Genomic DNA, 26,290 nt, shown 5'->3' on the forward strand with positions numbered 1-26,290 from the left:
CCCGATGACGACGACCGCCATCACCAACATCGCCAGTCTGGTCACCAACAACCCCTCCCTGCACGCGGATTCCCCCCTGGGCACGATCCGGGACGCGGCCGTCGTCATCGAGGGCGACCGGATCGTCTGGACCGGTGAATCAAGCAAAGCACCCGCCACCGACAACGCCGTCGACGCGGGCGGCCGGGCGATGATCCCCGGCTTCGTCGACTCCCACTCCCACCTCGTGTTCGCGGGCGACCGCACCGAGGAGTTCAACGCCCGGATGTCCGGCCGCGCCTACAGCGCGGGCGGCATCAGGACCACGGTTGCCGCCACCCGCGCGGCCACCGACGAACAGCTCGCCGCCAACGTCGCCCGCTACCTCGCCGAGGCGCTGCGCCAGGGCACCACCACCTTCGAGACCAAGTCCGGCTACGGCCTCACCGTCGAGGACGAGGCCCGCGCCCTGCGCATCGCCGCCCGGCACACCGAGGAGGTCACCTACCTCGGCGCCCACATCGTCTCCCCGGACTACGCCGACGACCCGGCCGGCTACGTCGACCTGGTCACCGGGCCGATGCTCGACGCCTGCGCCCCGTACGCCCGTTGGATCGACGTCTTCTGCGAGAAGGGCGCCTTCGACGGCGACCAGGCCCGCGCGATCCTGACCGCGGGCATGGCGAAGGGGCTGCACCCCCGCGTCCACGCCAACCAGCTCGGCCACGGCCCCGGAGTCCAGCTGGCCGTCGAGCTCGACGCCGCGTCCGCCGACCACTGCACCCACCTCACCGACGCCGACGTCGATGCCCTGGCCCAGGGCGACACCGTCGCCACGCTGCTCCCCGGCGCCGAGTTCTCCACCCGCGCCACCTGGCCGGACGCCCGCCGCATCCTCGACGCGGGCGCCACCGTCGCCCTCTCCACGGACTGCAACCCGGGCTCGTCGTTCACGTCCTCCATGCCCTTCTGCATCGCCCTCGCCGTACGCGACATGGGCATGACGCCGGACGAGGCGCTCTGGTCCGCCACCGCCGGCGGCGCCGCGGCCCTGCGCCGTACGGACATCGGCCGCATCACCCCGGGCGCCCGCGCCGACCTGACCCTCCTCGACGCCCCCAGCCACGTCCACCTCGCCTACCGGCCGGGCGTCCCGCTGGTCCACACGGTCTGGCGGCGGGGCGAACGCGTCGTCCGGTAGCCGCCGTCCGCCGGACGACGGCGGGGTGCCGAACACGTGGAAGGACCCGCCTCCAGCCGAGGCGGGTCCTTCCACATGGCCTGTCGCGGGCGGTACGGCGCGCCCGCTCACTCCTCCAGGGTCAGCCCCCTGCGCAGCTTGACCAGGGTGCGGGAGAGCAGCCTCGACACATGCATCTGGGAGATGCCCAGCTCCTCGCCGATCTCCGACTGCGTCATGTTGGCGACGAACCGGAGCGAGAGGATCGTGCGGTCGCGGCGTGGCAGCGAGGCGATCAGCGGCTTCAGGGACTCGACGTACTCGATGCCTTCGAGTCCGTGGTCCTCGTAGCCGATGCGGTCCGCCAGCGCGCCTTCGTGCTCGTCCTCCTCGGGCTTGGCGTCCAGCGAGCTCGCGGTGTACGCGTTGCTCGCGGCCATGCCCTCGACGACCTCGTCGCGGGTGATGCCGAGGCGGTCGGCGAGCTCGCCCACGGTGGGCGATCGGTCCAGTCGCTGGGCGAGCTCGTCGCCCGCCTTGGCCAGGTCGAGCCGCAGTTCCTGGAGCCGGCGCGGGACGCGCACGGACCAGCTGGTGTCGCGGAAGAAGCGCTTTATCTCACCGACGATGGTCGGCATCGCGAACGTCGGGAACTCCACGCCCCGGCTGAGCTCGAAGCGGTCGATCGCCTTGATCAGGCCGATGGTGCCGACCTGGATGATGTCCTCCATCGGCTCGCTGCGGGAGCGGAACCGGGAGGCGGCGAACCTGACCAGGGCCAGGTTCAGTTCGACGAGCGTATTGCGGACGTACGAGTACTCGTGGGTGCCCTCTTCGAGGGATACGAGCCGTTCGAAGAGTGTCTTCGACAGTGCCCGGGCGTCCAGCGGCCCCACTTCGTCATAGGGCGGGATCTCGGGAAGTCCTTCGAGACCGTCACTCGCGCCGTGGTCGAAGCCGCCGGCGTGGTCGGTGTCGCTGATGGTGCTGGTGGTGCTGGTACCGATGCCGGTACCGGTGCTGCTGCGGGTGCCGTCCTCGGCGCTCGCGGCAGGGGAGTCTGAGTGGGTCAGTCCCTGAGGACATGCTGACGTCGCGTTGTGGGGACGCGGTCCGTCGAGCCGGGGTGACATGGTCTCCTCCATCGTTCTCGGCATATGGCTGCCGATGCCCATACGTGTTCCTGCGGTGAAGCGGCGCCTCCGAAGCCGGCCGTGTTTTGGGTGTCCTCCTACCCTTACCCGCTTCGGACGGACAGTTACAACCTCCAATTGACGCTATATGTCCGGTTTGTTGAGGTCTTCGGGTATCGTGTGGCGCACAGACCGCGTACTGTTTCGAGAACGTCAGAGGCAGCACATACGCATCTGCGCACGCGAAGGCGCAGGCAGTGACGAACGGCGAAGAGGGACGGGCATGGACCGCGGGACGGTCGGCAGTGCGAACCGGGGTCGACTTCATGTCGAGGTCCGGACCGAAGGGCGCAGCGAGGTCGTGACGCCGGTGGGTGAGCTGGATCACCACACGGCGGATCTGTTGCGGGAGCCCCTGGAGCACGCGGTCGAGCAGGGGCGGGTGCGCCTGGTGGTCGACTGCTCGGGACTCGAATTCTGTGATTCCACCGGGCTCAATGTGCTGCTCGGTGCCCGCCTGAAAGCGGAGGCGGCCGGGGGAGGGGTCCATTTGGCCGGAATGCTGCCGGTGGTGGCGAGGGTCTTCGAGATCACCGGGGCCGAGGCGGTCTTCACCGTCCACGACTCCCTCGAAGCGGCCCTGGACACGTGACCGCGGCGCGTTTCGCGGCCCCGGGCGCCCCAGGTGTTGCCCGTGTCACGCGATCCGCGTAGGCGAAGTGGGTGTTGTCACGATTCGGCCGGGCAGAAGTCATCCGGCGGAGCCGTGGGCGACCACCAGAATCTGAATCCGTACTTGTAATTGTTCGATGGCGACATGGTGAATCGGTGAGGTGAAGCGCTGATGAGCACCACCCGGCAGCATCCGCCGGGCGACCTCGGCCGCGAGCCGGAGGGCGCCGGCGTGGAGGCGGACGCGGGCGCCGGTGCGGTCCCCTCCGAGCCGGCCGAGCGGCAGTGGCTCACCCTGTCGCTGCGCGGGGTCAGCGGCATCGTGCCGACCGCCCGCGACTTCGCCCGCCAGGCGCTCCACGAATGGGGCTGGCTCCCCGCGTCGAGCGCCGACGGCCGGGCCGCCGCCGAGGATGTCCTGCTGGTCGTCTCCGAGCTGGTCACCAACGCCTGTCTGCATGCCGACGGGCCGGAGGCGATGCGTATCGCCTGCACGGCGAAGGTGCTGCGGGTGGAGGTCTCCGACTCGGGCGCGGGGCAGCCCGCGCCGCGCACCCCGCACCGGGCCGGACGTCCCGGCGGGCACGGCATGTTCATCGTGCAGCGGCTCTGCCTGGACTGGGGCGTCCTGCGGGTGCCCGGCCGGTCCGGGAAAACCGTCTGGGCGGAGCTGGCCGCCCCCGTGTAGGCAGGCAGGCCCGCCGGGGTGCCCCGCGCAGGTGTGCCCCCCGTTGTCGACAGCCCCCGAAGAGCGCGCCGGATCGGCGCGCTCTTTGTCTTCCCTCCACAAGACACCCGGCGTACCTTGAGCGCCCGATCTGATGTGTCGTCAGTAACTTGCGTCGGTGCGAACCGGCGTGCGGCGACTTCCGGCATGAGGGGAACTCAGGTGTCCTACCAGAAGCGAACAGCTCTTGCGCTGGCGTCCGCGCTGGCGGGCACGGTGGTGCTGATGGCCGCGCCCGCCGCCCACGCCACGGTCGTGGACGTCGACTACAAGTGCAAGACCCCGATCGGCGACAAGAGCGCCGTGTCGCCCATCGACATCAAGAGCGTCAAGAGCGGGGGTGGCTACCGGCTCACGATGTCATTCCAGAAGGGTGTCTCCTCCAGCCCCGTCGAACTGGGCAAGGGTGCGATGAGCCCCAGCGCCGTCATCGAGGTGGGCGGCGCCGACTCCGGCCAGGTCCAGGTCTCAGGCGCGCCGAACTCCACCGCCATACCTGCCAACAGCCCCATCAAGATCAGTGACCTGTCGGGTACGTACACCCCGAAGAAGAGCGGCAAGGTCGACTTCACCGCCGGAGTGCTCACCATCAAGGCGCTCGGTACGACCACGACCTGCACCCCCGCCAACAAGCCGGGACCGTCGCTCCAGCTCGACGTGACGGCCGCGGGCAACGCGCAGGGCGCCCCGGACGACGGCGGCGGGCAGCTGCCGAAGACCGGACCGCTCGACTCGGCCGTGGCGCTCGGCACGCTGGGCGGCACGGTGCTGCTGACCGGTGCGGCCGGGGTGCTCTGGCTGACCAGGCGCGGACAGGGGGTCGCGGGCCGATAGGGGCCGTTCCTGCCGGACCGGGCCCGGATCCGGAACGGCCCGGGGCCCGGGATCCAGCCGCCGCCGTCACGCACCAGGGAGCCGCCCATGCCGTCGCCGACCGGTCACGCCGCCCGACTCGCCCTTGCCGTACTGCTGTGTGCTCTCGCCATGACACCGGTGGCCGGTGCCGCGCCGCGGACGCCGCCGCACACGGGCGCCGCCTCGTGGACGGCGCAGCCCGCGGTGAGCGGTTCCGGCACGGGCGGCAGACCGTACGTCTACCTGGAGGGCCCGCCCGGCACCGTTCTCCAGGACCGGATCTCCGTCACCAATCGCGGGCGGTCCCCGGTCACCGTGCGGCTGAGCGGGGCCGACGCGAAGGGCGGCAGGAGCGCCACCGGGACCGGGCGCTGGCTGCGGACCGCCGCCACCGAGGTGACCGTCCCGGCCCGCACCCGGGCCGATGTGCCGTTCACCGTCACGGTGCCGACGGGGGCGACGCCCGGCGACCGCCCCGCCGCGATCGTCGTACACGGCGGCGACCGCACGGTGGGCGTACCGGTCCGGCTGCGGGTGGGCGGGCCGACACTGGCCGCGCTCACCGTCGAGAACGTCAGCGTGTCCGGGCGGACCATCCACTACACGCTGGTCAACCGGGGCAACGCGGTCCTCGCCCCCAGGCTCGCTGTCCGGGCCGACGGGGTGTTCGGGACGCTGCTGCGGCGCGAGGCCCGCGCCCTGCCGGTGGAGGTACGGCCCGGAGAGCGCCTCAGGCTGACCGAGCCGTGGCGGGGCGCACCCGCGCTCGACTCGGCGACCGTACGGCTGCGCGTCACGGCGGCGGGCGGCGCGCACGGCGAGGCGACGGCCCGCGCCGTTTTCGTGCCGTGGGCGCCGCTGACCGCCGGCGCACTGCTGGTTCTGGCCGGTGCGGGCGCGGGCGTGTACGCGTACCGGCGCAGGCGATCGCGCCGGCGGCAGCAGCGGACCGATGCCGATGCCGATGCCGATCTCGATGTCGGCGTCGATGACGGAGAACGGCCCGGGGGGTCGCCGGGCGGTCAACAGCACTCAGGGCGCAGGCACTTGGCGAAGGCGGGAGCGGAATCGTGACTGGACAGGCCGGACCGGCAGCACCCCGCGGCAGCGGTCACCGGAGGGCCACGACGCCGTTCGTGGCGTTGCTCGTGGCCCTGCTGCCCGCCCTGCTGATGCTCTCCGCGCCCGGGGCCGGCGCGGCGGACGCGAGGGCCGCGGACGCGAAGCCCGTGGTCACCCTCTCCAAGCAGCAGGCGGGCAAGGGCGGTGAGATCACCGTGAAGGGCAGCGGCTGGCGCCCGAACGCACTGCTGATGATGCTGATCTGCGGACGGTCCACGCAGGACCGGGGCGTGATCGGCGGCACCAACTCCTGCGCCAACGCCGAGGGCCGGGCCGTCACCACCGACGGCAAGGGCGCCTTCCGCAAGAAGATGCCGGTCGCCGAGCCGCCCGTGCCCTGCCCCTGCGTGGTGCACGTCGCCACCGTCACCGGGGAACAGGCCGCCGCCGACGCCGTGTTCGTCGTCGCGGGCCACCCGATCGCCGCGCTGCCGAAGGACACCTGGGGCGGCAGGCTCGCGGTGCTGGCCACTACCCGGCTGGAGGGCGAGAGCGGGATCCTCACCTGGTTCGGCGCCCCGCCCTCCAGGCGGCTGGTCCTCACCGTGGGCAACCTCGGCTCCGCCCCGGTCAAGGACCCGGTCTTCGAGGTCGGCACCGCGCACGGTGTCTTCGCCCCGCAGTGGGAGGAGCAGCAGTGGCGCGGCACCATCGCCTCCGGCCGCAAGGCGCAGATCAAGCTGCCGGTCGAACTGACGGCGGGCGCCCACGGCGACTACCAGGTCTCGCTCCGTTACGGCGGCAAGGTGCTGGCCGAACAGCCCTGGGGGGTCGGCCGTCCCTGGGGGGTCACGCTCTTCTGGATCCTGCTGTGCCTCGTCGTGCCGGCCGCCGTGTTCCGGATCGGCATGGCGGTCGTCGACAAGATACGGCCCCGCTCCTCACGCGCCCCGGGCCGCGCCCGGCGACGGCGCCCCCGGGGAGGGGCCGCCGGAAAGTCCGTGAAGACCCCGAAGCCGCGCCGTACGCCGGCGCCCGCCGAGGACCCCACGGCCGCGTCCACCGACGGCCCGGCCACCACCACGGCCGCGCTGCCGTGGTTCACACCCGATTCCGCACCGTCAGAGAACAGACCGACGACGAAGGGACATTCGTGAGTACGCAACGCAGAACAGTCGCGGCGGGAGTCGCGATGATGCTCGGCGGCGCGGGCATGCTGCTGGCCGCGAGTCCGGCCCAGGCCGCCGACGTCTCGTACGCGACCGAGTGCATTCCGCCGCCCATCTCCGGGCTGCCACCCGTGCAGGGCACCACCCAGGTGCAGCTGACCGCGCCCGCCGAGGCCAAGGTCGGCGACACCGTCGAGGTGGTGTGGAAGACGGTCGCGGCCGCCTCCAAGAACCCCGACATGCTCGATCTGGGCAAGGACACGGTCAAGCCGACCGGCACGCTCAAGGTGGGCGGCGCGGCCACTGGCACCGTGCAGATGGAAGGGCCGCGGCAGAACCCGCCGATCCCCAAGAACAGCCCCATGGTGCTGCCCGACATGAAGGGCACGCTGAAGCTGGAGAAGGCCGGCGAGATCACGCTGACGCCGGACGCGTACAACATCAACGTCTCCAAGCCGATCTCCACGGACACCAAGTGCACCCCGAAGGAGGCCGTGCAGCCGGGCGCGACCATCAAGGTCACGGACGGCGGCGGATCCACCGCTTCGGGCGGTACGACGAGTGGCTCCACCACCGCGGGCGGGACCACCTCCGGCTCCACGGCCTCGGGCGGCACGACCACGGGAGGCACCACCGCGGGCGGTACGACCACAGGCGGTACGACCGCGGGCGGCACGACGACCGGCGGCGACTCCGGCGGCTCCACCTCGGGCTCCGGCTCCGGCGGTGGCGGCGGGCAGACCGACTTCCCCGGCAAGGAGGTCGCGGTCCACTTCACCTGTACGTCCCCGGGACCGGCCGACATCGGCTCCAAGGTGACGATCAACGCCAAGAAGAGCGGCGGGGACTACGCTCTCACGGTCAAGACGGCCAAGGGCGTGATGGACAGCCCGGCCGACCTGCCCGCCGGCGCGCTCAAGCCGTCCATGGACGTCACCCTGGGCGGCGCGGACAAGGGCTCGGTGAAGGTCACCGGGCCCGCCAACGCCGAACCGCTGAAGCTGGGCAAGCCGGTCGACCTGGCCGACATGACCGGCACGTACAAGCCCGGCGCGTCCGGCAAGTCCACGCTCAGCCCCGGCACCCTGACGATCGATGTCACCCTGGGCGGCCAGAAGCTCAGCATCCCGTGCAAGGTGAAGGGCTCGGCGGCCCCGTCGCTGGAGCTCGACACCGCTGCCCAGGAGGGCGGCGCCTCCGGCTCCTCGGGCGCCACCGGCTCCACGTCCGGCTCCACGGCCGGCGGAACCGCCTCCGGTGGGCTGGCCGCCACCGGGGCCGAGGACAACGGCACCCTGCGCGCCCTCGGCCTGGTCGCCGGCACGGCGATCCTGCTGGGCGGCGCCGTGTTCACCTTCACCCCGTGGCGCAGGCTGCGCGGCACCAGGTGAGCCGGCTCAGGTAACGACGCCGACGGGCCGTATCGACGCCTCAGGCACGGCGGAAGGTCCGCCGTACCAAGAGCAAGAGGGCCGCCGCACCAGTACGGTGCGGCGGCCCTCGGGCGCGGTGTGCGACCAGCGCTTCAGCGCGTCAGCACACGTCGCCCATGAGCTGGGTGACCTTCTTGCGGTACATCCAGATCGCGAACCCGGCGACGATCGCGAGCGCCGCCTCCAGGCCCACCATGCCGGTCTTGTTCAGATCGACACCCGCCAGCGACAGCAGGCTGGTGGTGCAGTCGCCCGCGGTGACCGCGAGGAACCAGACACCCATCATCTGGCTGCCGTACTTCGCGGGCGCCATCTTCGTGGTGACCGAGAGGCCGACCGGGGAGAGGCAGAGCTCACCGACGGTCTGCAGGAAGTAGATCGAAACCAGCCACATCGGGCTGACCTTGTCGCCGTCCGTCGTCATGGTCAGCGGCAGCATGAAGACGAGGAAGGAGACGCCGACCAGGAAGAGGCCCGAACCGAACTTGACGACCGTGCTCGGCTCCTTGCCGCGCCGGTTCAGCGCCAGCCATATCCAGGCGACGACCGGGGCCAGCGCCATGATGAAGACCGGGTTGACCGACTGGTACCAGGAGGTCGGGAAGTCCAGGCCGAACACGCTGTTGGTGGTGGAGGACTCACCGAAGAGCGACAGCGTGGAGCCGCCCTGGTCGTAGATCATCCAGAACACGGCAGCCGCGACGAAGAACCAGATGTAGCCGGACATCTTCGACTGCTCGGTCTGCGAGAGGTCCCGGTCCCGCTTGATCCGGACCAGCACCGCGATCGGGATGATCAGACCGGCGATGGTGATCGGGACGAGCGCCCAGTTCAGCGTGTAGACGTCGGTGGCGACGAGGACGCCGTAGAAGACGACGGCCACTATCAGCCACAGCAGACCCTTGCGCAGGGTCGTACGGCGCTCCTCGGCCGACAGCGGCTTCGGGACGACGCTGCTGCGCGCGCTGAGGTGGCGGGTACCGATCAGGAACTGGGCCAGGCCCAGCGCCATGCCGGCCGCGGCGATGGCGAAGCCGAGGTGCCAGTTCACCTTCTCGCCGACGGTGCCGATGATCAGCGGCGCGGCGAAGGCACCGAGGTTGATGCCCATGTAGAAGACGGTGAAGCCACCGTCGCGACGCGGGTCGTCCGGGCCGTTGTAGAGGTGGCCGACCATCGTGGAGATGTTGGCCTTCAGCAGCCCGGAGCCCAGCGCGACCAGCGCCAGACCGGCGAAGAAGGTGCCGGAGCCCGGCAGTGCGAGCGTCAGGTGGCCCAGCATGATGATCGCGGCCGAGATGGTGACCGTCTTGCGCGGCCCCCAGACCCGGTCGCCGAACCAGCCGCCGGGCATGGCCAGCAGGTACACCATCGCCATGTAGATGGAGTAGATCGCGGTGGCCGTGGCCGCGTTCATGTGCAGGCCGGAACTGGAGACCAGGTACAGCGGAAGCAGGGCCCGCATGCCGTAGAAGCTGAAGCGCTCCCACATCTCGGTCATGAAGAGAGTGGCCAGGCCGCGGGGGTGGCCGAAGAAGGTCTTCGCGGATCCAGAAGTACTGGCCGGGTCCTTCGTCAGGCTGGACGCCATGGTCGATCCTTGTGTGCTCGGGACGCGACGCCTTGTGAGCGTGGTGCGCCCGGTGGGGGGAGGCCGGCACCGGCACGGGCGCGTCCCACCCCTCACGCCCGAGAGGGGATTCGTCCCGACCGCCCGGCTCACGAAGGAGCCGGCTGAAGGAGACGGGGACCGACCGTGTCGGGATCCACGCCCGGAGCGCATTCTCGCGTTCCGGGCCCGGCCGCAGGTCATTCACTGAAGTCCGCGACTGGCGGGTACCAGTCGGCCAACAAAAGAGACCCTTGGCGCTAAAAGCTGCCCAAGGGTCCTTGAGTAGTGCAACAGGCGTCGAGCCACCATACGCCACGACAGAGCCGGATATGAATGGACTTGAGAGATGGATCACAGGTTTCAATGGAGCCAAGCCCACACATTCGAAGGCGTCCACTCGTTTATTTCGCAGACCTGCAGGGCTTTTGGATCACCTCACGGCATCCGCCCCACGCGGACTACCATCACTCCATGACCCGTGTACTGCTCGCCGAGGACGATGCATCCATCTCGGAGCCGCTGGCCCGCGCACTGCGTCGGGAGGGTTACGAGGTCGAGGTCCGCGAAGACGGTCCGACCGCACTCGACGCCGGCCTCCAGGGCGGAATCGACCTGGTCGTGCTCGACCTGGGACTGCCCGGGATGGACGGCCTCGAAGTGGCCCGCAGGCTCCGTGCCGAGGGTCACACCGTGCCGATCCTGGTGCTGACCGCCCGCGCCGACGAGGTGGACACCGTCGTCGGCCTCGACGCGGGCGCCGACGACTACGTCACCAAGCCCTTCCGCCTCGCCGAACTCCTCGCCCGCGTCCGGGCCCTGCTGCGCCGCGGCGCCACGGAGCCCGCGCCGCAGCCCGCGACGCACGGCGTCCGGATCGACGTCGAGTCGCACCGCGCCTGGATGGGCGAGGAGGAACTCCAGCTCACCGCCAAGGAGTTCGACCTGCTGCGGGTCCTGGTCCGGGACGCCGGCCGGGTCGTCACCCGGGACCAGCTGATGCGCGAGGTCTGGGACACCACCTGGTGGTCGTCGACGAAGACTCTCGACATGCACATCTCCTGGCTCCGCAAGAAGCTCGGCGACGACGCCGCCAACCCCCGCTACATCGCGACCGTACGGGGCGTCGGCTTCCGCTTCGAGAAGAGCTGACGTTCCGAGGGGGGCCACCGTTCCGGGAAGAGCCGACGAGCAGAAGTATTCATGCGCCGCAGACTGATCAACTCCACTCTCGCCGTGGTGCTCGTGGTGATCGCCGTCTTCGGCGTCTCCCTCGTCATCGTCGAGACCCGCACCATCAGCAACAGCGCCCAGGAGAGCGTCGACTCCGAGGCGCTGCGGCTGATCAGCGTCGTCGAGAGCCGGCTGCTGGAGGACGAGCGGATCAACCACGCACTGCTGTCCCAGCAGATCGCCGGCAAACGCTACGCGCTGGTCAAGATCCCCGGCCGTGAGCCCTTCGAAATCGGCAAGCGCCCCACCGGCAGTGTGATCAGGAGCACGGCCGAGGGGGAGCGCGGCGAGCGGGTCACCGTCGAGGAATCCAGCTCCGCGGTCACCCGCGAGGTCGGCCGCACCCTGATGATCATCGGCGCGGTGGCGCTGCTGGCCATCGTCTCCGCCGTGCTCCTGGCCGTACGCCAGGCCAACAAGCTGACCTCACCGCTGACCGACCTGGCCGAGACCGCCGAACGCCTGGGCTCAGGCGACCCGCGGCCGCGCCACAAGCGGTACGGAGTGCCGGAGCTGGACCGGGTCGCCGATGTCCTGGACGCCTCGGCCGAACGGATCGCCCGGATGCTCACCGCCGAACGCCGGCTGGCCGCCGACGCCTCGCACCAGCTCCGCACGCCGCTCACCGCGCTCTCCATGCGGATCGAGGAGATCTCGGTCACCGACGACCCGGACACGGTGAAGGAGGAGGCGAACATCGCCCTCACCCAGGTCGAGCGGCTCACCGACGTGGTGGAGCGGCTGCTGACCAACGCCCGCGATCCGCGCACCGGCTCCGCCGTCGTCTTCGACCTCGACGAAGTCGTCAAGCAGCAGATCGAGGAGTGGCGTCCCGCCTACCGGAGCGCGGGCCGGGCCATCGTCCGCTCCGGCAAGCAGGGCCTGCGGGCCGTCGGCACGCCGGGCGCCGTCGCCCAGGTGCTGGCCGCGCTCATCGAGAACTCGCTGATGCACGGCGGCGGTACGGTCGCGCTGCGCACCCGGGTCACCGGCAATCAGGCGGTCATCGAGGTCACGGACGAGGGCCCGGGGGTTCCCCCCGACCTGGGCGCCCGGATCTTCGAGCGGACGATCAGCGGCCGCAACTCCACGGGCATCGGCCTCGCGGTGGCCAGGGACCTCGCGGAGGCGGACGGCGGCCGCCTGGAACTGCTCCAGCAGCAGCCCGCGGTCTTCGCCCTGTTCCTCAGCCGGGTGGCCCTGAAGAGGCAGGAACCGGAACGCCCGGTGCGGTGAGCGGCGCGGGAGGCGCTGTCGCCGTGCGGAGGCGCGGTGGCGCTATCCCCGTGCGGAATCCGCCCCGACCCGCGGCACCGGCTCCGTGCGCCCCTGCTTCAGGAACCCCTCGGCCCTACCAGCCCCCTCGGCCCCGCTGGCCCCACCGGCCACGGGGGTCTCGACGGCCGGCGCGGGCTTCTCCACGGGCAGGGCCTTGAACACCCACGTCCGGTAGGACCAGAAGCGGAAGAGCGTCGCGAGGCCGATCCCGAGGACCTTGAAGACATTGCTCTGGACCGGGCTGTCCCAGCCGAAGCCGTACGTCGCCGTGTACAGCACACCGGTTTCGATGACCGCGCCCACCGCGCTGAACAGCAGGAACAGCGTCAGCTCACGGGTCCGTCCGCTCCTGTCACGGTCCCGGTACGTCCAGTAGCGGAAGCCGATGTAGTTGCCGAGGACGGCGACGAAGGTGGCCAGCAGACCGGCCCGTACCGTCGGGATGGTGGTGTAGCGCCAGAGCAGGTTGGACACCCCGATGTTGACCACCAGGCCGACCCCGCCGACCACGCCGAACTTGGCGACTTCCCGGGCAAGCAGCTCCAGCCGCGCCCGCAGTGCGCCCCGTTCGCTCATGGTGATCGCTCTGCCCGTCCGTCGGTTACGTCAACCCCGTCATGCTATCCAGCCGGCCCGCGGGCCGCCCGGGGACATCGTGAGTGGTGTGGCGATGCTGTGACACGACCGCCCGGTCCGGGGGCGGACGGAGGGCGTCGTCGGGAGCTTCCCGGAGCGGCGGATACCCTGGAGGAGTGACGTTCCCGGTAGTCGGCATGGTCGGTGGCGGTCAGCTCGCCCGAATGACCCACGAGGCGGGCATCCCCCTCGGCATCAAGTTCAAGCTCCTCAGTGACACCCCTCAGGACTCGGCGGCCCAGGTGGTGAGCGAGGTCGTCGTCGGCGACTATCGCGACCTGGACACGCTGCGCGCCTTCGCGCGCGGCTGCGACGTGATCACCTTCGATCACGAGCACGTGCCGACCGAGCACCTGCGGGCCCTGGAGGCGGACGGCATCCCCGTGCGCCCGGGGCCCGGCGCTCTGGTGCACGCCCAGGACAAGGGGGTGATGCGCGCGAAGCTCACCGAGATCGGCGCGCCCTGCCCCCGCCACCGCATCGTGACGGACCCGGCCGATGCCGCGGCCTTCGCGGACGAGGTCGGGGGCTTCCCGGTCATCCTCAAGACGGTCCGCGGCGGCTACGACGGCAAGGGTGTCTGGGTGGTCCGCTCCGAGGCGGACGCGGCCGACCCGTTCCGGGCCGGTGTCGCGGTCCTGGCCGAGGAAAAGGTCGACTTCGTACGGGAGCTGGCGGCCAACATCGTCCGCTCGCCGCACGGCCAGGCCGTCGCCTACCCGGTCGTCGAGTCGATCCAGGTCGACGGGGTCTGCGACACGGTGATCGCCCCGGCGCCGGAGCTGGACGAGCGGCTGGCCGGCGAGGCCCAGCAGCTCGCGCTCAGGATCGCCTCCGAGCTCGGTGTCGTCGGCCACCTCGCCGTCGAACTCTTCGAGACGAGCGACGGACGCATCCTGGTCAACGAGCTGGCGATGCGCCCGCACAACTCCGGCCACTGGACCCAGGACGGCGCGATCACCTCCCAGTTCGCCAACCACGTCCGGGCCGTGCTCGACCTGCCGCTCGGCGACCCGCGCCCGCGCGCCACCTGGACGGTCATGTCCAACGTCCTCGGCGGCGACTTCCCGGACATGTACCAGGCGTACCTGCACTGCATGGCCCGCGATCCGCAGCTCAAGATCCACATGTACGGCAAGGACGTGAAGCCCGGCCGCAAGGTCGGACACGTCAACACCTACGGCGACGATCTGGCGGACGTGCGCGAGCGCGCCCGGCACGCGGCCGACTACCTGCGAGGAACGATCACCGAATGACCTCTCCCGCCACCGCCGCGCCCCTCGTCGGCATCGTCATGGGCTCGGACTCCGACTGGCCCGTCATGGAAGCAGCGGCCAAGGCCCTCGACGAGTTCGAGATCCGCTACGAGGTCGACGTCGTCTCCGCCCACCGCATGCCGCACGAGATGATCGCGTACGGCGAGCAGGCGGCGGGCCGCGGTCTGAAGGCGATCATCGCGGGCGCGGGCGGTGCCGCCCACCTCCCCGGCATGCTCGCCTCCGTGACCCCGCTGCCGGTCATCGGCGTACCGGTCCCGCTGAAGTACCTGGACGGCATGGACAGCCTGCTCTCCATCGTGCAGATGCCCGCCGGTGTGCCGGTCGCGACCGTGTCGGTCGGCGGCGCGCGCAACGCGGGTCTGCTCGCCGCCCGGATCCTCGCCGCCCACGACGGCGAGCTGCTGGCCCGGATGCGGGAGTTCCAGCAGGAGCTGAACGACCAGGCGACGGAGAAGGGCAAGCGGCTCCGCAGCAAGGTCCAGGGCGCCGATTCCTTCGGCTTCGGGAAGTAGGCGGCCGTGCAGCAGACGGAGCAGGCACAGCAGGCGGACCGGCTGGAGCGAGCGAGGGAGCTCCTCGCCCAGTACCCCGTCGTCGACGGCCACAACGACCTGCCGTGGGCGCTGCGTGAACAGGTCGGCTACGACCTCGACGCCCGCGACATCTCCACCGATCAGTCCGCCCATCTGCACACCGACATCCCGCGGCTGCGCGCGGGCGGCGTCGGCGCCCAGTTCTGGTCCGTCTACGTACAGTCCGACATGGCGGGCGACGAAGCCGTCAGCGCCACCCTGGAACAGATCGACGTGGTCGCCGAGCTGATCGGCCGCCACCCCGCCGATCTGCGGCGTGCGCTGACGGCCGACGACATGGAGGCGGCCCGCGCCGAGGGCCGCATCGCCTCCCTGATGGGCGCCGAGGGCGGCCACTCCATCAACAACTCGCTGGGCACCCTGCGCGCCCTGCACACCCTGGGCGTCCGCTACATGACGCTCACGCACAACGACAACATCGCGTGGGCGGACTCGGCGACCGACGGACCGGGCGTCGGCGGCCTCTCGCCGTTCGGCCACGAGGTCGTACGGGAGATGAACCGCACCGGCATGCTGGTCGACCTCTCCCACGTGGCGGCCACCACGATGCGCGACGCGCTCGACACCTCCACGGCGCCGGTGATCTTCTCGCACTCCTCGTCGCGGGCGATCTGCGACCACCCGCGCAACATCCCCGACGACGTCCTCGGCCGGCTCCCCGCCAACGGCGGCATCGCCATGGTGACCTTCGTGCCGAAGTTCGTCCTGCCCGAGGCCGTCGCCTGGACCCTGGCCGCGGACGAGAACATGCGAGCGCACGGCCTGCACCACCTCGACACCACCGCGCAGGCCATGCGGGTCCACGCCGACTTCGAGGCGGCCAACCCGCGCCCGATGGCCACCGTGGCGACCATCGCCGACCACCTCGACCACATGCGCGAGGTCGCCGGCATCGACCACATCGGCATCGGCGGCGACTACGACGGAACCGCCTTCCTCCCCCAGGGCCTCCAGGACGTCGCCGGGTACCCGAACCTGATCGCGGAGCTGCTCGGCCGCGGCTGGTCCGGCGCCGACCTCGCCAAGCTCACCTGGCGAAACGCCGTACGGGTGCTGCGCGACGCCGAGGACGTGGCCCGCGAGCTGCGGACCCGCCGCGGCCCGTCGCACGCCACGATCGAGCAGCTGGACGGCGCGACCGTCTGAGCCGTTGAGCCGTTCACGTGTGGGGGCGCCCTCCGGGGCGCCCCCACACGTCGTCTAGCTAGGACGCGCAGAGACAGAACGGGTGCCCCGCGGGATCCGCGTACACCCGGAAGCTCCGCTCCCGGTCCTGAGCCTCCAGCACGGTGGCGCCCAGCGCGAGCACCTCCTTCTCCGCCGCGTCCAGGTCCGGCACGGTCAGATCCAGATGGAACTGCTGCGAGCCGTCCGTACCCGGCCACCGCGGCGGTACGTGGCCGGGCGCGGCCTGGAACGCGAGAACCGTGCCCGGGATCCCGGTCAGCTCCACCCAGTCCTCGCCGCCGGGCGTGATCTCACCGCCGAGCAGCCCGGCGTAGAAGCCGGCGAGTGCGGCGGGGTCGGGGCAGTCCAGGACGACGGCACCCAGTGTGGCGACAGCCATGACACATTCCTCCTCCGGACGAAACGGTTACCCCCTCATGGGCTTAACCGGTAACCGTTACTGCATGCTGCCGCATGGGAGGTAACGTCGCAACCATGAGTGAGAAGGAATCCGCGCCCGGGGAGCTCGCACTGGTCGAGGCCCTGGTCAACACCCTGGACGTGGAGACGGGTGCGGACACTCTCGATACGGCGGACGGGCGTGCCGCCTTCGGCCTCACCGAACGGGACGTCCCGGAAGCCAGGGACCTGCGCGAGGCGCTCCGTACCGTCTGCCTCGCCCACGCCGGCCACCGCCCGCCGGACGGCACCGCCTCCCCGCTCGACCGGCTGCTCGCCGGGGCGCCGCTGCGCGTCACCGTGGACGCGGCGGGCGTCGCCGCACTGCGCCCCGCCACCGAACCGGCCGGGCTGACCGCACGCGTCGCCGCGGCCATCGCCACTGCCGCGGCCGACGGCACCTGGGCCCGGCTCAAGGTGTGCGAGGCGGCGGACTGCCGCTGGGCGTACTACGACCGCAGCCCGGCGGGGCGCCGCCGTTGGTGCTCCATGTCGGTGTGCGGCGCCCGCGCCAAGATGCGCACCTACCGCGCGAAGCGCGGGTGAGGCACGGGATCAGGCGGTCGGACGCCCCATCGCCCGGTACGTCCAGCCGGCCCCGCGCCACAGCTCGCTGTCGAGCGCGTTGCGGCCGTCCAGGATGATCCGGCGGGACGCGGCCTCGCCGAGCGCCGCCGGGTCCAGCTCGCGGAACTCGCGCCACTCCGTCAGATGCAGCACCACATCGGCGCCACGCACCGCGTCCAGCGCTGTGTCCGCGTAACCGAGGGTCGGGAAGAGCCGCCGGGCGTTGTCCATGCCCTTCGGGTCGAAGACGGTGACCTGGCCGCCCTGGAGGTGGATCTGCCCGGCCACGTTCAGCGCCGGCGAGTCCCGTACGTCGTCCGAGTCCGGCTTGAACGTCGCGCCCAGCACCGCCACCCGCTTGCCGAGGAAGGAATCGCCGCCCACGGCCTCGCGGGCCAGCTCCACCATGTGGCCGCGGCGCCGCATGTTGATCGAGTCGACCTCGCGGAGGAAGGTCAGGGCCTGGTCCGCGCCCAGCTCACCGGCGCGCGCCATGAAGGCCCGGATGTCCTTCGGCAGACAGCCGCCACCGAAGCCGATCCCGGCCCGCAGGTACTTCGAGCCGATGCGTTCGTCGTGCCCGATCGCCTCGGCCAGCTTCTTCACATCGCCGTCGGCGGCCTCGCAGACCTCCGCCATGGCGTTGATGAACGAGATCTTCGTGGCCAGGAACGAATTGGCCGCGGTCTTCACCAGCTCGGCGGTCGGGAAGTCCGTCACCACGAACGGCGACCCCTCGGCGACCGGCACCGCGTACACCTCGCGCAGCAGCTTCTCGGCCCGCTCGCTCGTCACACCGACGACGATCCGGTCCGGGTGCAGAGTGTCGCTCACGGCGAAACCCTCGCGCAGGAACTCCGGGTTCCAGGCCAGTTCCGCGTCGGCGCCCACCGGCGCCAGCTCCGCCAGCCGCGCCGCGAGCCGGGCCGCCGAGCCCACCGGGACGGTCGACTTCCCGACGACCAGCGCGGGCCGGGTCAGGTGGGGCGCCAGCGACTCGAAGGCGGCGTCCACGTAGCTCATGTCGCAGGCGTACTCGCCATGCTTCTGCGGAGTGTTCACGCAGACGAAGTGCACATCGCCGAAGGCCGCCACCTCTTCCGGGGAGGTGGTGAACCGCAGCCGCCCCGTGGACCCCTCGATGCCCTCGACGTGCTTGCGCAGCAGCTCCTCCAGGCCCGGTTCGTACATCGGGACCTTGCCGGTGCCGAGTATCTCGATCTTCTCGGGCACGACATCGAGGCCGAGCACTTCGAAGCCCAGCTCGGCCATGGCCGCGGCGTGGGTGGCACCGAGGTAGCCGGTGCCGATCACAGTGATCCTGAGGGCCATGGAACGCTCCTGGGAGATGCGGACAGACGTGCGGTGAACGAGCATAGTCGTGCTCCCGAAGACCCGGATTCCGGCCGTCCGCACAGCCTCGCCCGCCCCTTTCCGGCCCCTGTCGTGAAGCTCACGCGGGCTTTGCATAGGCCATTGCGGGAGCAGCGCTCTAAAATTGGGTTACTTAACGGTAGTTAGCGTCTTGGGGAGTGAGCGTCTTGGCGGGTTCGACCGATTTCGACCTGTACCGTCCGGCCGAGGAGCACGAGATGCTCAGGGAGACGGTGCGTGCGCTCGCCGAGGCGAAGATCGCCCCGCACGCGGCGGCGGTCGACGAGGAGGCGCGCTTCCCGCAGGAGGCGCTGGACGCCCTGACCGCGGCGGACCTGCACGCGGTGCACGTACCCGAGGCGTACGGCGGCGCCGGCGCCGACGCGCTGGCCACGGTCATCGTGATCGAGGAGGTGGCCCGGGTCTGCGCCTCCTCCTCCCTCATCCCGGCCGTGAACAAGCTGGGTTCCCTCCCGGTGATCCTCTCCGGCTCCGAGGACCTGAAGAAGAAGTACCTGGGCCCGCTCGCCAAGGGCGACGGCATGTTCTCGTACTGCCTCTCCGAGCCCGACGCGGGTTCCGACGCGGCCGGCATGAAGACCAAGGCCGTCCGTGACGGCGACTTCTGGGTGCTCAACGGCGTGAAGCGCTGGATCACCAACGCGGGCGTCTCCGAGTACTACACGGTCATGGCCGTCACCGACCCGACCAAGCGCTCCAAGGGCATCTCGGCCTTCGTCGTCGAGAAGTCGGACGAGGGCGTGTCCTTCGGCGCCCCCGAGAAGAAGCTCGGCATCAAGGGCTCGCCGACCCGCGAGGTCTACTTCGACAACGTCCGCATCCCGGCCGACCGCATGATCGGCGAGGAGGGCACCGGCTTCGCCACCGCGATGAAGACCCTGGACCACACCCGCATCACCATCGCGGCCCAGGCCCTCGGCATCGCGCAGGGCGCCCTCGACTACGCCAAGGGCTACGTCCAGGAGCGCAAGCAGTTCGGCAAGCCGATCGCCGACTTCCAGGGCATCCAGTTCATGCTCGCCGACATGGCCATGAAGCTGGAGGCGGCCCGCCAGCTCACCTACTCCGCCGCCGCCAAGTCCGAACGCCTCGACGGCGACCTCACCTTCTTCGGCGCCGCGGCCAAGTGCTTCGCCTCCGACGTGGCGATGGAGATCACCACGGACGCGGTCCAGCTGCTCGGCGGCTACGGCTACACGCGGGACTACCCGGTGGAGCGGATGATGCGCGACGCGAAGATCACCCAGATCTACGAGGGCACGAACCAGGTCCAGCGCATCGTGATGGCGAGGAACCTGCCGTAGCGGTTGTTGCTTCGGTGTCCGGCCCCCGACGCATGCTCGGGGGCCGGACGTTTGTCTGGGCGTGGAGACAGGAGCTGGATCACTCCCCGGCGAAGACCTCCTCGACGGAGGCGGCGGTGGCGGCGCGGTTGAGCCACACGTGCAGGAGCTGGGGGTCATTGCAGTTGTCGATCTTCTCGCGGAGCTCGTCGGTGATGGTGATACCGCGTGCTTCGAGGACCAGCCGCAGGCTTTCTGCACGGCCTTGTGCTCGGCCTTGGGCTCGGCCTTGGGCTCGGCCTTCGTCCCGGATTTCCTCCGACATGAAGGACTTGTAGAAAGAGAGGTCCACGGCCACCAGGTTCCTCCACTGTTGTGCGGCCGGGCGGTTGCCCAGGCCCTGTGCGGTGAGTTCGACGATGGGGTCGGCGATTGCTTCCGGCGTGTCCCGCAGCGCGGCGGACAGGGTTTTCAGTATGGCACCGACGCCCGGATTGTCGGCGTGTGTGATGGCGGCCAGGGTGGCGAGCGCGAGGTCTTTGCGGGCTTCGGCCACGTCCGTGATCACCGGCATGTTGTGCGGTCCCGCGACGAGGGGGTTCAGGGCGAGGGTCTGCCATTGACGGATGCCGATGGCGATGGGTCGCGCGGCCCATTCGGCGGTTGCGCGGTCCTGGCAGACGACCAGTAACAGGACGGGCAGCCCATACCTGTTGTGGAGATAGCTGACGTAGTACGGCCAGCTGGCGGTCTTGCGCGGGTCCTTCTTGCCCTGGGCCTCGATGGCGAGGACGAAGGGCCCGTCGTGCTCTGTTTCGATGCGCAGGAGGGTGTCCACCCGGCGTTCGACGGGACGGGCTTCGGTGAGGTCGGTGGGCAGCGCGGTGGCCGAGGTGGGTGGTGGGATGTCGACTCCGAGTACTTCGGAGACGCGGGAGAAGAGGCCGGGGTACTCCTGGAAGATGCGGTGCATTGCTTCGTGGGGCGAGCTGACCATGCAGATCCGTTCGGGTTGTGGGTGATGTTCCAGTCAGGCGGCTGTGTGGAGGTCTGACCGGCAGTCGCGGCAGTGGCCTGGGTGCCGGGGGTGCTGCGGGGGCCGGAGCCGGACGCGGTTCGGGAGTGGTTGCGCGGGGTGGCGGTGCGGTCTGTGGGGTCGGCTTGCTGGGGGCCGTCCGAGGCCGGGGAACTGCGACGGGGTGGGTGACCGCGCCGGGCTGGTTGTACGAGACGGTGCGGGTGACGATGCGGCCGCCGGCGAGGCGTACGCGGCTGCGGTGGAGGTAGCCGTGGGCTTCGAGTTCGCGCAGGGCGGCGGCGACGCGGGTCTCGCTCTCGGGGAAGCGTTCGGCGAGGCGCTTGATGCCGATCCTGGCTCCGGCGGGGAGCGACTGGATGTGGGCGGCGAGGCCGATCGCGGCGAGGGAGAGTCCGCGGTGCTGGGCGAGGTGGTTGCCGATGACGGTGAAGCCTGCGGCATGCCGGAAGTTGACGTGGATGACGCCGGATGACGGTGTGGCGTCTCCGGGTACGGGGGACGGGGTGCACGAGGGCGCGGTAATCTGCGAGGTATCCATCGGGAAGCTCCTACTTCCTCGGTGGTCAGGCCCCCGGTTGAGAGTGCGAATCTCGTCGGGGGCCGTCGCATGTCTGGAGTTGTCGCGGCGAGCATATGCCAGCCAACCCGCATGAAATCCAGCCCAGTTGCCCCATGTCACCCGAGTGAGTGACGGGGTCGGGTTTGGGTGGGAAGGGTGATCTCTCCAGGTTCTTTGAAGCTTTATGCGTCGTGGAGCGCGGGGACGTGGCTCACCGGGTCGTGGGTTTCCGCGACCCGGTGGAGCGGGTGCGGCACGAGGTCGAGTTCGGCCCAGATCGTCTTGCGCGGGACGGGTCCGACGTCGATGCCCCAGCGATCGGCCAGCGCCTCGACGATCAGCAGGCCGCGCCCGCTCTCCGCGTACTGGTCGGGGGTGGAGACGACGGGCAGTTGTTCGCCCCGGGTGTCGGTCACCTCGATCCGCAGGAGCTCGTCGCGCCGGGCACTGAGGCTGAGTTGGAAGTCCCGGCCGGGTACGCGGCCGTGGGCGGCGGCGTTGGCGGCCAGCTCGGCGACGATGTGCGCGGCCGGTTCGCAGACGATCCCCCAATCGCCCAGATGCGCCGTGGCCAGGAGGCGGGCGAGTCTGGCGGGTTCTGCGTCGACAGCTCGAACACCTTCTGCTGATCGCTCAGTTGCGGAATGTCGCGATTCAGGTCATGCCGACTGCGTGAGAGGAGCACGCCGGAATGCAGGGGGAGACGCAGGTGCTGAAGTTGACGGTACGGCCATGGGGCGCTCGGAAGGGGTGTTCAGTGGTCGGGCGGTCTCCGACGCGAAGCAGCTCCGTATCCTTGAACTGCGGTATGGCATCATCCGAGCCGAGGCTCTCACGCCCCGAGAGACTCTGGCCCTCATTGAGCAAATGCTGCGAGAGAACATGATCCGCAGAACTTCCGCGCAGGACGTTTCCGAGTTGGCCTGGTTCAAGAGCCGCTACAGCAGCAACGGCAATGAAGGCGACTGCGTCGAGGTCGAGGCGGCCCCCGATTCGGTGCATGTCCGCGACTCCAAGAACGTGCAGGGCGCCCGCCTGGCTTTCACCTCTGCCGCCTGGACCGGCTTCGTCTACGCTGCCGAGCACTGATCCTGCTCGGCCGCCGGCCGCCGGGCGGGACGGTCTCCGTCAGACCTCCTCGTCCTCGCCGTCGAAGCGGTCGAAGGCCGCCTCCGTGCGGGCGCGGAACAACGCGGTCCCGCGATCGTCGCGGAGGATGATCTCGTCGTGCGCGTACCAGCGTGAGCCCGGCTGCTGGCTGATCGGGTACTCCGGGAACGGCAGGCGCCGGAAGGCGGCGGCGATGTCCTCGGGCAGGTCGGTGCCGTCGGGGGTCACCCATCCCATCAGGTCCTCATCGGCGCACAGGGCCTCGGACAGGACGATCTCGACGAACGCGACGCTGACCCGGCCCAGCCACGTGGCCCAGTCGTCGGCGGCGGGCCGGACGAGGTCGGCGCGTACGACGACCGGCGGGTCCTCCTGGTCGAGGTCCGTGACGCGTATGCCCCAGTAGGCGCAGGACTGGTTCTCGACGCGGAAGACCAGCACGCCGCGGTCCTCGTCCACGTAGAGGTCCTGCGGGGCGAGCAGGGAGTCGTGATTGTCAGTCAGGTCCTTGCGGTGTCCGAGCAGTTGGTAGGCATCGCGCAGCGTCGCGGGCAGGGGCAGGCCGAGCCGGGCCTGTGCCGCGTCGAGATCGGCGGGGGCGTAGCCGTCGGCCTCGGTGAGGGGGCGTTGGCTCCAGTCGCGGGCGAAGGCGCGGATGAAACGCCATGCCGCCTGCCTGTCGGGCTGCTCGCCGACGGCCGTGGCGAGTGCGTCGAGGTCGAGCATGAGGTTCGGGGGCTGTGGCTCCTGGGTCATGCGTGCGACTGTAGGCGCCGCCACTGACAAGGTTCCGCGCCCTCCTTCCCGTATTCCCCGTACCTTCCGGCGGCCACGGTCTCGGCACACTGGGCGCATGAGCGATCACCGTCAGGCACCGCCGGATCACCTCGTCATCAATGTGCAGCGCCGGGACGACCCGGTGTCCCTGGTCACCGAGGCGGACGCGTTCGCCGCGTCCCGGACGTACGGGAAGATCGTGGTCCGGGGGCCGCTCTTCGGCATTGCCGAGCAGCGCCGCGGGGAGCGGCCGCGGTGGCGGCTGCTGACCACATGGACACCGGGTATCCGCAGGATGCCCGCGACGAGCTGAACTCCTATCTCTGGTTCAAGGCCAAGGACGAAGCGAAAGATCCCCGTGAGCGGCGCGTCCTGCTGGACGCGATGGCCCGGCTGGAGACCGAGCCGCTGAATGAACTGACCGTGGGGGACACGTGCTACCGCGTCGTGCGCGCCGACGAGTTCGCCCGGACCGGCGAGGGGCGCCTGGAGCCGCCCAGGCCCACGGACGTCGACCCGGAGGGCTGGGGCGCCCTGCCCCGCGAGCCCTCGACCACCAAGGGCTTCGTCATCGACCACGCGGCGGCGGTGGGGCTGAAGGAGGGCCTCGACCGGATGGGGCTGGTGCCGGTCTCGTACACCTCGGAGCGCTTCCCGCCCGATGTACTGGCGGATTCACAACGGGCGTTGCGGACCCATCCGGGCCTGGTGCTGCTGCCGGTCGTCTTCCGGGTGATGGAACGTAAGGAGAAGTCCTGGTCGATGGAGTCGAGTCAGCACCCCACCCCGCAGGGCGCGCGGGCTTCACTGGTCCACCATCTGACGACGATGCTGCCGCTGACCGGGGAGATCGACGAGCCGGAGGCCGCCGTGTACGCGCGGGCGGCGGAGGCGTTCACACGGCGGGTGCGGCCAAACGAGCTGAGCGCACGGGGGCGTTGCTTCGAGATCGCGCGGATCGAGCGGATGATGCGCGTCGGCCCCGCCGGCCCCGAAGGTCCACGGCGCTCGGACATCGACGACCAAGGACCCACGAAGATCCATCCCACGATGGACGAGTGGGGCAACGTCGACCACAGCGAATGAGCGGGTGAGCAGCAGCGGGGCCCGGACGGGGTGCCGTCCGGGCCCTGCTGTCGGGCGTCGTCAGTTCTCGGTGACGGTGACCTTCTCGTCGTTCTTGAGCTGCTCCACCAACTGCTTGACCTTGGTCTTGTCCCAGACCAGGTTGCCGCCGGTGGATCCCGAGATCGGCATGTTCATCGACTTGCCGTCGCCGCCCGTGACGTCCTTCATGGCGAAGAACATCTGACTCAGGGACCAGAGCGACATGTCCTTGTCCACGACCAGGGTGTCCAGGCCGGCGCCCATCGTCGGGTACAGCTTGAACGGGTTGAGGATCGTGGCGGGCGTCGCCGTCTGGCTCGCCAGCGCCGCGAGGAACTTCTGCTGGTTCTTCGTCCGGTCCAGGTCGCTGCTGAAGGCGTGCCGGGTCCGGACGAAGGCCAGCGACTGCTCGCCGTTCAGCGTCTGCTTGCCCGCCTGGAAGTCGGCACCGGACCACTTGTCCTTGAACGCCTTGGGGATGTCCAGCTCCACGCCGCCGATCGCGTCCACGATCTTGGCGAAGCCGCCGAAGCCGATCTCGCAGTAGTGGTCGATGCGCAGTCCGGTGTTGAACTCGACGGTGCGGACGAGGAGTTCGGGGCCGTCCATGGCGTACGCGGCGTTCAGCTTGGTGAAGCGGCCGCGGCCCGGGTAGAGCTTGCCGGAGTCGGAGCCCTTGAACGAGGGGATCTCGACGTTCGAGTCACGGGGCAGGGAGATCAGCGTCGGCCCGTTGGAGCCGTCGTGCAGGATCATCATCGAGTCGGTCCGCTTGCCCTCGGCGGAGCCCGTGTGGAGCTTCTTCTTGTCCTCGGCCGTCATGCCTTCACGGCTGTCGGAACCGACGATCAGGTAATTGGTGCCGTCGCCGCCACTGGGCCGCTCGATGACCTTGGAGAGGTCCACCTCGCGCTTGAGCTTGGAGTCGGCCCAGAAGTACGTGCCTATGGAGACCCCGAGGACCACGACCACCAGGGTCAGCGCGCCTATCTTGATCCGGCGGCGCCAGTCGGGCGCCGGGCGCCCCTGCGTGTAGCCGCCGTCACCCGGGCCGTCGCCCCGGCCGCCGTAGACCTGGCCCGAGTTGTACCCGCTGTCGTACTGCGGGCCACCGTTGTCGTAGCCGCCCGGCTGCTGCGGGATCGGCCGCTGCCTCGGCGGCGCGGGGCGCTGCTGCTGCGGGGCGGGGCGCCGCTGGACGTGCGGCATCGAGCGGGCGCTCTCCGGTTGCTCACCGGCGCTGCCCTGCCCGTAGCGGTTGCCGCGGCGGTTGTCGTCGGACCATCCCTCGGGCCAATCGTTCATGCGGTCCAGTGTGCAGGCCAGGTGTGCCGGTATTACAGGGGGTGCGGGAAATCGCACCAGGGCTGTTGCGAAGCTGATGCATTGCCGCCGGGCGGAAGCCCCCGCATAAGGTGGACGGTATGACAGATCAGGCCCCGCGCCCGGAGGGCGACATCCCGGGCAAGCCGACCGCCGCTTCCCGGACCACCCTCAGCCACATCATGACCGGCAACGACACCAATCTGCTGGGCACCGTGCACGGTGGCGTGATCATGAAACTGGTCGACGACGCGGCGGGCGCCGTGGCCGGACGGCACTCCGGCGGCCCCGCCGTGACGGCCTCGATGGACGAGATGGTCTTCCTGGAGCCGGTCCGCGTGGGTGATCTCGTTCACGTCCGCGCCCAGGTGAACTGGACCGGCCGCTCCTCGATGGAGGTCGGTGTCCGGGTCATGGCCGAGCGATGGAACGAATCCACCCCCGCCCAACAGGTCGGCAGCGCCTATCTGGTGTTCGCCGCGGTCGACGCGGACGGCAAGCCGCGTCCCGTGCCGCAGGTGATCCCGGAGACGGAGCGCGACAAGCGGCGCTACCAGGAGGCGCAGATCCGGCGCACCCACCGCCTCGCCCGCCGACGCGCGATCCGGGAGCTGCGCGAGAAGCGCGTGGCGGACGGCATCGAGGACTGAGCCCCTGCGGGGCCG

At 70.4% G+C, this 26,290-nt stretch carries 25 protein-coding genes and 3 pseudogenes; 18 read left to right on the forward strand and 10 right to left on the reverse strand.

What is annotated here, in order from left to right; all coding sequences use genetic code 11:
* Positions 1-4: 4 nt before the first annotated feature.
* Positions 5-1,180, forward strand: coding sequence for an imidazolonepropionase (gene hutI / locus OHA19_RS24515; RefSeq protein WP_405751616.1), 1,176 nt, complete (start codon positions 5-7; stop codon positions 1,178-1,180).
* A 107-nt stretch (positions 1,181-1,287) separates the two neighbouring features.
* Here the strand turns inward: hutI and OHA19_RS24520 are convergent, their stop codons facing one another.
* A complete protein-coding gene (locus OHA19_RS24520) occupies positions 1,288-2,292 on the reverse strand; it encodes an RNA polymerase sigma factor SigF (RefSeq protein ID WP_405721532.1) in 1,005 nt (334 codons plus the stop codon).
* 283 nt (positions 2,293-2,575) lie between these two features.
* Between OHA19_RS24520 and OHA19_RS24525 the strand changes: the two genes are divergently transcribed.
* From OHA19_RS24525 to OHA19_RS24550, 6 genes are all read left to right on the forward strand, one after another.
* Positions 2,576-2,944, forward strand: a complete 369-nt coding sequence (locus OHA19_RS24525) for an STAS domain-containing protein (RefSeq protein WP_266732405.1) — start codon at positions 2,576-2,578, stop codon at positions 2,942-2,944.
* A 192-nt stretch (positions 2,945-3,136) separates the two neighbouring features.
* Entirely contained in the window at positions 3,137-3,652 is a 516-nt protein-coding gene (locus OHA19_RS24530) for an ATP-binding protein (protein ID WP_405713328.1), read from the forward strand.
* Positions 3,653-3,853: 201 nt separating this feature from the next.
* Positions 3,854-4,525 (forward strand): peptidase, encoded by a 672-nt coding sequence (locus OHA19_RS24535; protein WP_405713326.1) that lies wholly within the window; start codon positions 3,854-3,856, stop codon positions 4,523-4,525.
* Positions 4,526-4,612: 87 nt separating this feature from the next.
* On the forward strand, positions 4,613-5,620 hold the full coding sequence (locus tag OHA19_RS24540; protein ID WP_405713324.1) for a hypothetical protein: 1,008 nt from the start codon (positions 4,613-4,615) through the stop codon (positions 5,618-5,620).
* The gene (locus OHA19_RS24545) at positions 5,617-6,765 is read left to right on the forward strand and encodes a hypothetical protein (protein ID WP_405713322.1); all 1,149 of its coding nucleotides are present in this window, start codon (positions 5,617-5,619) and stop codon (positions 6,763-6,765) included. Before OHA19_RS24540 ends, OHA19_RS24545 begins: the two co-directional genes overlap by 4 nt.
* 38 nt (positions 6,766-6,803) lie before the next feature.
* Positions 6,804-8,168: a hypothetical protein gene (locus tag OHA19_RS24550; RefSeq protein WP_405721529.1), complete on the forward strand. Its 1,365-nt coding sequence runs from the start codon at positions 6,804-6,806 to the stop codon at positions 8,166-8,168.
* Positions 8,169-8,310: 142 nt separating this feature from the next.
* Here the strand turns inward: OHA19_RS24550 and OHA19_RS24555 are convergent, their stop codons facing one another.
* Positions 8,311-9,801: a peptide MFS transporter gene (locus OHA19_RS24555; protein WP_405751619.1), complete on the reverse strand. Its 1,491-nt coding sequence runs from the start codon at positions 9,799-9,801 to the stop codon at positions 8,311-8,313.
* A gap of 492 nt (positions 9,802-10,293) precedes the next feature.
* On the opposite strand from OHA19_RS24555, the gene OHA19_RS24560 reads away from it, so the two are divergent.
* Positions 10,294-10,971, forward strand: a complete 678-nt coding sequence (locus OHA19_RS24560) for a response regulator transcription factor (RefSeq protein ID WP_072488330.1) — start codon at positions 10,294-10,296, stop codon at positions 10,969-10,971.
* 51 nt (positions 10,972-11,022) lie between these two features.
* Positions 11,023-12,288 carry an ATP-binding protein gene (locus OHA19_RS24565; RefSeq protein ID WP_405713318.1) on the forward strand — a complete coding sequence of 422 codons (1,266 nt, stop codon included), beginning with the start codon at positions 11,023-11,025 and terminating at the stop codon, positions 12,286-12,288.
* Positions 12,289-12,330: 42 nt separating this feature from the next.
* On the opposite strand, the gene OHA19_RS24570 is transcribed toward OHA19_RS24565, so the two are convergent.
* A complete protein-coding gene (locus OHA19_RS24570) occupies positions 12,331-12,906 on the reverse strand; it encodes a GtrA family protein (protein WP_405713316.1) in 576 nt (191 codons plus the stop codon).
* 176 nt (positions 12,907-13,082) lie between these two features.
* Here OHA19_RS24570 and OHA19_RS24575 point away from each other — a divergent pair, with 176 nt between their 5' ends.
* Genes OHA19_RS24575 through OHA19_RS24585 form a run of 3 tightly spaced genes read left to right on the forward strand, consistent with a single transcriptional unit; the run spans position 13,083 to position 15,985 of the window.
* Positions 13,083-14,222 (forward strand): 5-(carboxyamino)imidazole ribonucleotide synthase, encoded by a 1,140-nt coding sequence (locus OHA19_RS24575; RefSeq protein ID WP_405713314.1) that lies wholly within the window; start codon positions 13,083-13,085, stop codon positions 14,220-14,222.
* A complete protein-coding gene (purE, locus tag OHA19_RS24580) occupies positions 14,219-14,758 on the forward strand; it encodes a 5-(carboxyamino)imidazole ribonucleotide mutase (RefSeq protein ID WP_405713312.1) in 540 nt (179 codons plus the stop codon). The genes OHA19_RS24575 and purE overlap by 4 nt, the downstream gene beginning before the upstream one ends.
* 6 nt (positions 14,759-14,764) lie before the next feature.
* Positions 14,765-15,985, forward strand: a complete 1,221-nt coding sequence (locus OHA19_RS24585) for a dipeptidase (protein WP_405713310.1) — start codon at positions 14,765-14,767, stop codon at positions 15,983-15,985.
* Positions 15,986-16,043: 58 nt separating this feature from the next.
* Here OHA19_RS24585 and OHA19_RS24590 read toward each other — a convergent pair whose 3' ends face one another.
* Positions 16,044-16,406: a VOC family protein gene (locus tag OHA19_RS24590; RefSeq protein WP_405713308.1), complete on the reverse strand. Its 363-nt coding sequence runs from the start codon at positions 16,404-16,406 to the stop codon at positions 16,044-16,046.
* Between the two features lie 95 nt (positions 16,407-16,501).
* Between OHA19_RS24590 and OHA19_RS24595 the strand changes: the two genes are divergently transcribed.
* Positions 16,502-17,011 (forward strand): CGNR zinc finger domain-containing protein, encoded by a 510-nt coding sequence (locus OHA19_RS24595; RefSeq protein WP_405713307.1) that lies wholly within the window; start codon positions 16,502-16,504, stop codon positions 17,009-17,011.
* A 9-nt stretch (positions 17,012-17,020) separates the two neighbouring features.
* Here the strand turns inward: OHA19_RS24595 and OHA19_RS24600 are convergent, their stop codons facing one another.
* Positions 17,021-18,364 carry a UDP-glucose dehydrogenase family protein gene (locus OHA19_RS24600; protein ID WP_405751622.1) on the reverse strand — a complete coding sequence of 448 codons (1,344 nt, stop codon included), beginning with the start codon at positions 18,362-18,364 and terminating at the stop codon, positions 17,021-17,023.
* A 209-nt stretch (positions 18,365-18,573) separates the two neighbouring features.
* Between OHA19_RS24600 and OHA19_RS24605 the strand changes: the two genes are divergently transcribed.
* Positions 18,574-19,731: an acyl-CoA dehydrogenase gene (locus tag OHA19_RS24605; protein ID WP_342282166.1), complete on the forward strand. Its 1,158-nt coding sequence runs from the start codon at positions 18,574-18,576 to the stop codon at positions 19,729-19,731.
* 79 nt (positions 19,732-19,810) lie between these two features.
* Here OHA19_RS24605 and OHA19_RS24610 read toward each other — a convergent pair whose 3' ends face one another.
* The 3 genes and pseudogenes from OHA19_RS24610 to OHA19_RS24620 form a co-directional block, all read right to left on the reverse strand.
* Entirely contained in the window at positions 19,811-20,707 is an 897-nt protein-coding gene (locus tag OHA19_RS24610) for a hypothetical protein (protein ID WP_405751624.1), read from the reverse strand.
* A gap of 67 nt (positions 20,708-20,774) precedes the next feature.
* Positions 20,775-21,287 (reverse strand): annotated as a pseudogene (locus tag OHA19_RS24615) (helix-turn-helix domain-containing protein); the annotation flags it as partial.
* A gap of 203 nt (positions 21,288-21,490) precedes the next feature.
* Positions 21,491-21,883, reverse strand: a complete 393-nt coding sequence (locus tag OHA19_RS24620; RefSeq protein ID WP_405753307.1) for an ATP-binding protein — start codon at positions 21,881-21,883, stop codon at positions 21,491-21,493.
* On the opposite strand from OHA19_RS24620, the pseudogene OHA19_RS24625 reads away from it, so the two are divergent.
* Both OHA19_RS24625 and OHA19_RS24630 read left to right on the forward strand, forming a co-directional pair.
* Positions 21,880-22,187: pseudogene (locus tag OHA19_RS24625) on the forward strand (Scr1 family TA system antitoxin-like transcriptional regulator); the annotation flags it as partial. The gene OHA19_RS24620 and the pseudogene OHA19_RS24625 sit on opposite strands and share 4 nt — an antisense overlap.
* A 3-nt stretch (positions 22,188-22,190) precedes the next feature.
* Positions 22,191-22,397 (forward strand): DUF397 domain-containing protein, encoded by a 207-nt coding sequence (locus tag OHA19_RS24630; protein WP_405753309.1) that lies wholly within the window; start codon positions 22,191-22,193, stop codon positions 22,395-22,397.
* A 39-nt stretch (positions 22,398-22,436) separates the two neighbouring features.
* Here OHA19_RS24630 and OHA19_RS24635 read toward each other — a convergent pair whose 3' ends face one another.
* A complete protein-coding gene (locus OHA19_RS24635) occupies positions 22,437-23,174 on the reverse strand; it encodes an SMI1/KNR4 family protein (RefSeq protein ID WP_405713301.1) in 738 nt (245 codons plus the stop codon).
* Positions 23,175-23,271: 97 nt separating this feature from the next.
* On the opposite strand from OHA19_RS24635, the pseudogene OHA19_RS24640 reads away from it, so the two are divergent.
* Positions 23,272-24,281, forward strand: a pseudogene (locus OHA19_RS24640) (DUF5954 family protein).
* 60 nt (positions 24,282-24,341) lie between these two features.
* Here OHA19_RS24640 and OHA19_RS24645 read toward each other — a convergent pair.
* Positions 24,342-25,607, reverse strand: a complete 1,266-nt coding sequence (locus tag OHA19_RS24645) for an LCP family protein (RefSeq protein WP_405713298.1) — start codon at positions 25,605-25,607, stop codon at positions 24,342-24,344.
* 119 nt (positions 25,608-25,726) lie between these two features.
* On the opposite strand from OHA19_RS24645, the gene OHA19_RS24650 reads away from it, so the two are divergent.
* On the forward strand, positions 25,727-26,275 hold the full coding sequence (locus tag OHA19_RS24650; RefSeq protein WP_405713296.1) for an acyl-CoA thioesterase: 549 nt from the start codon (positions 25,727-25,729) through the stop codon (positions 26,273-26,275).
* Positions 26,276-26,290: the final 15 nt, after the last annotated feature.

This window comes from Streptomyces sp. NBC_00012 (assembly GCF_045040875.1).
In the GTDB taxonomy this organism is placed as follows: Bacteria; Actinomycetota; Actinomycetes; order Streptomycetales; family Streptomycetaceae; genus Streptomyces.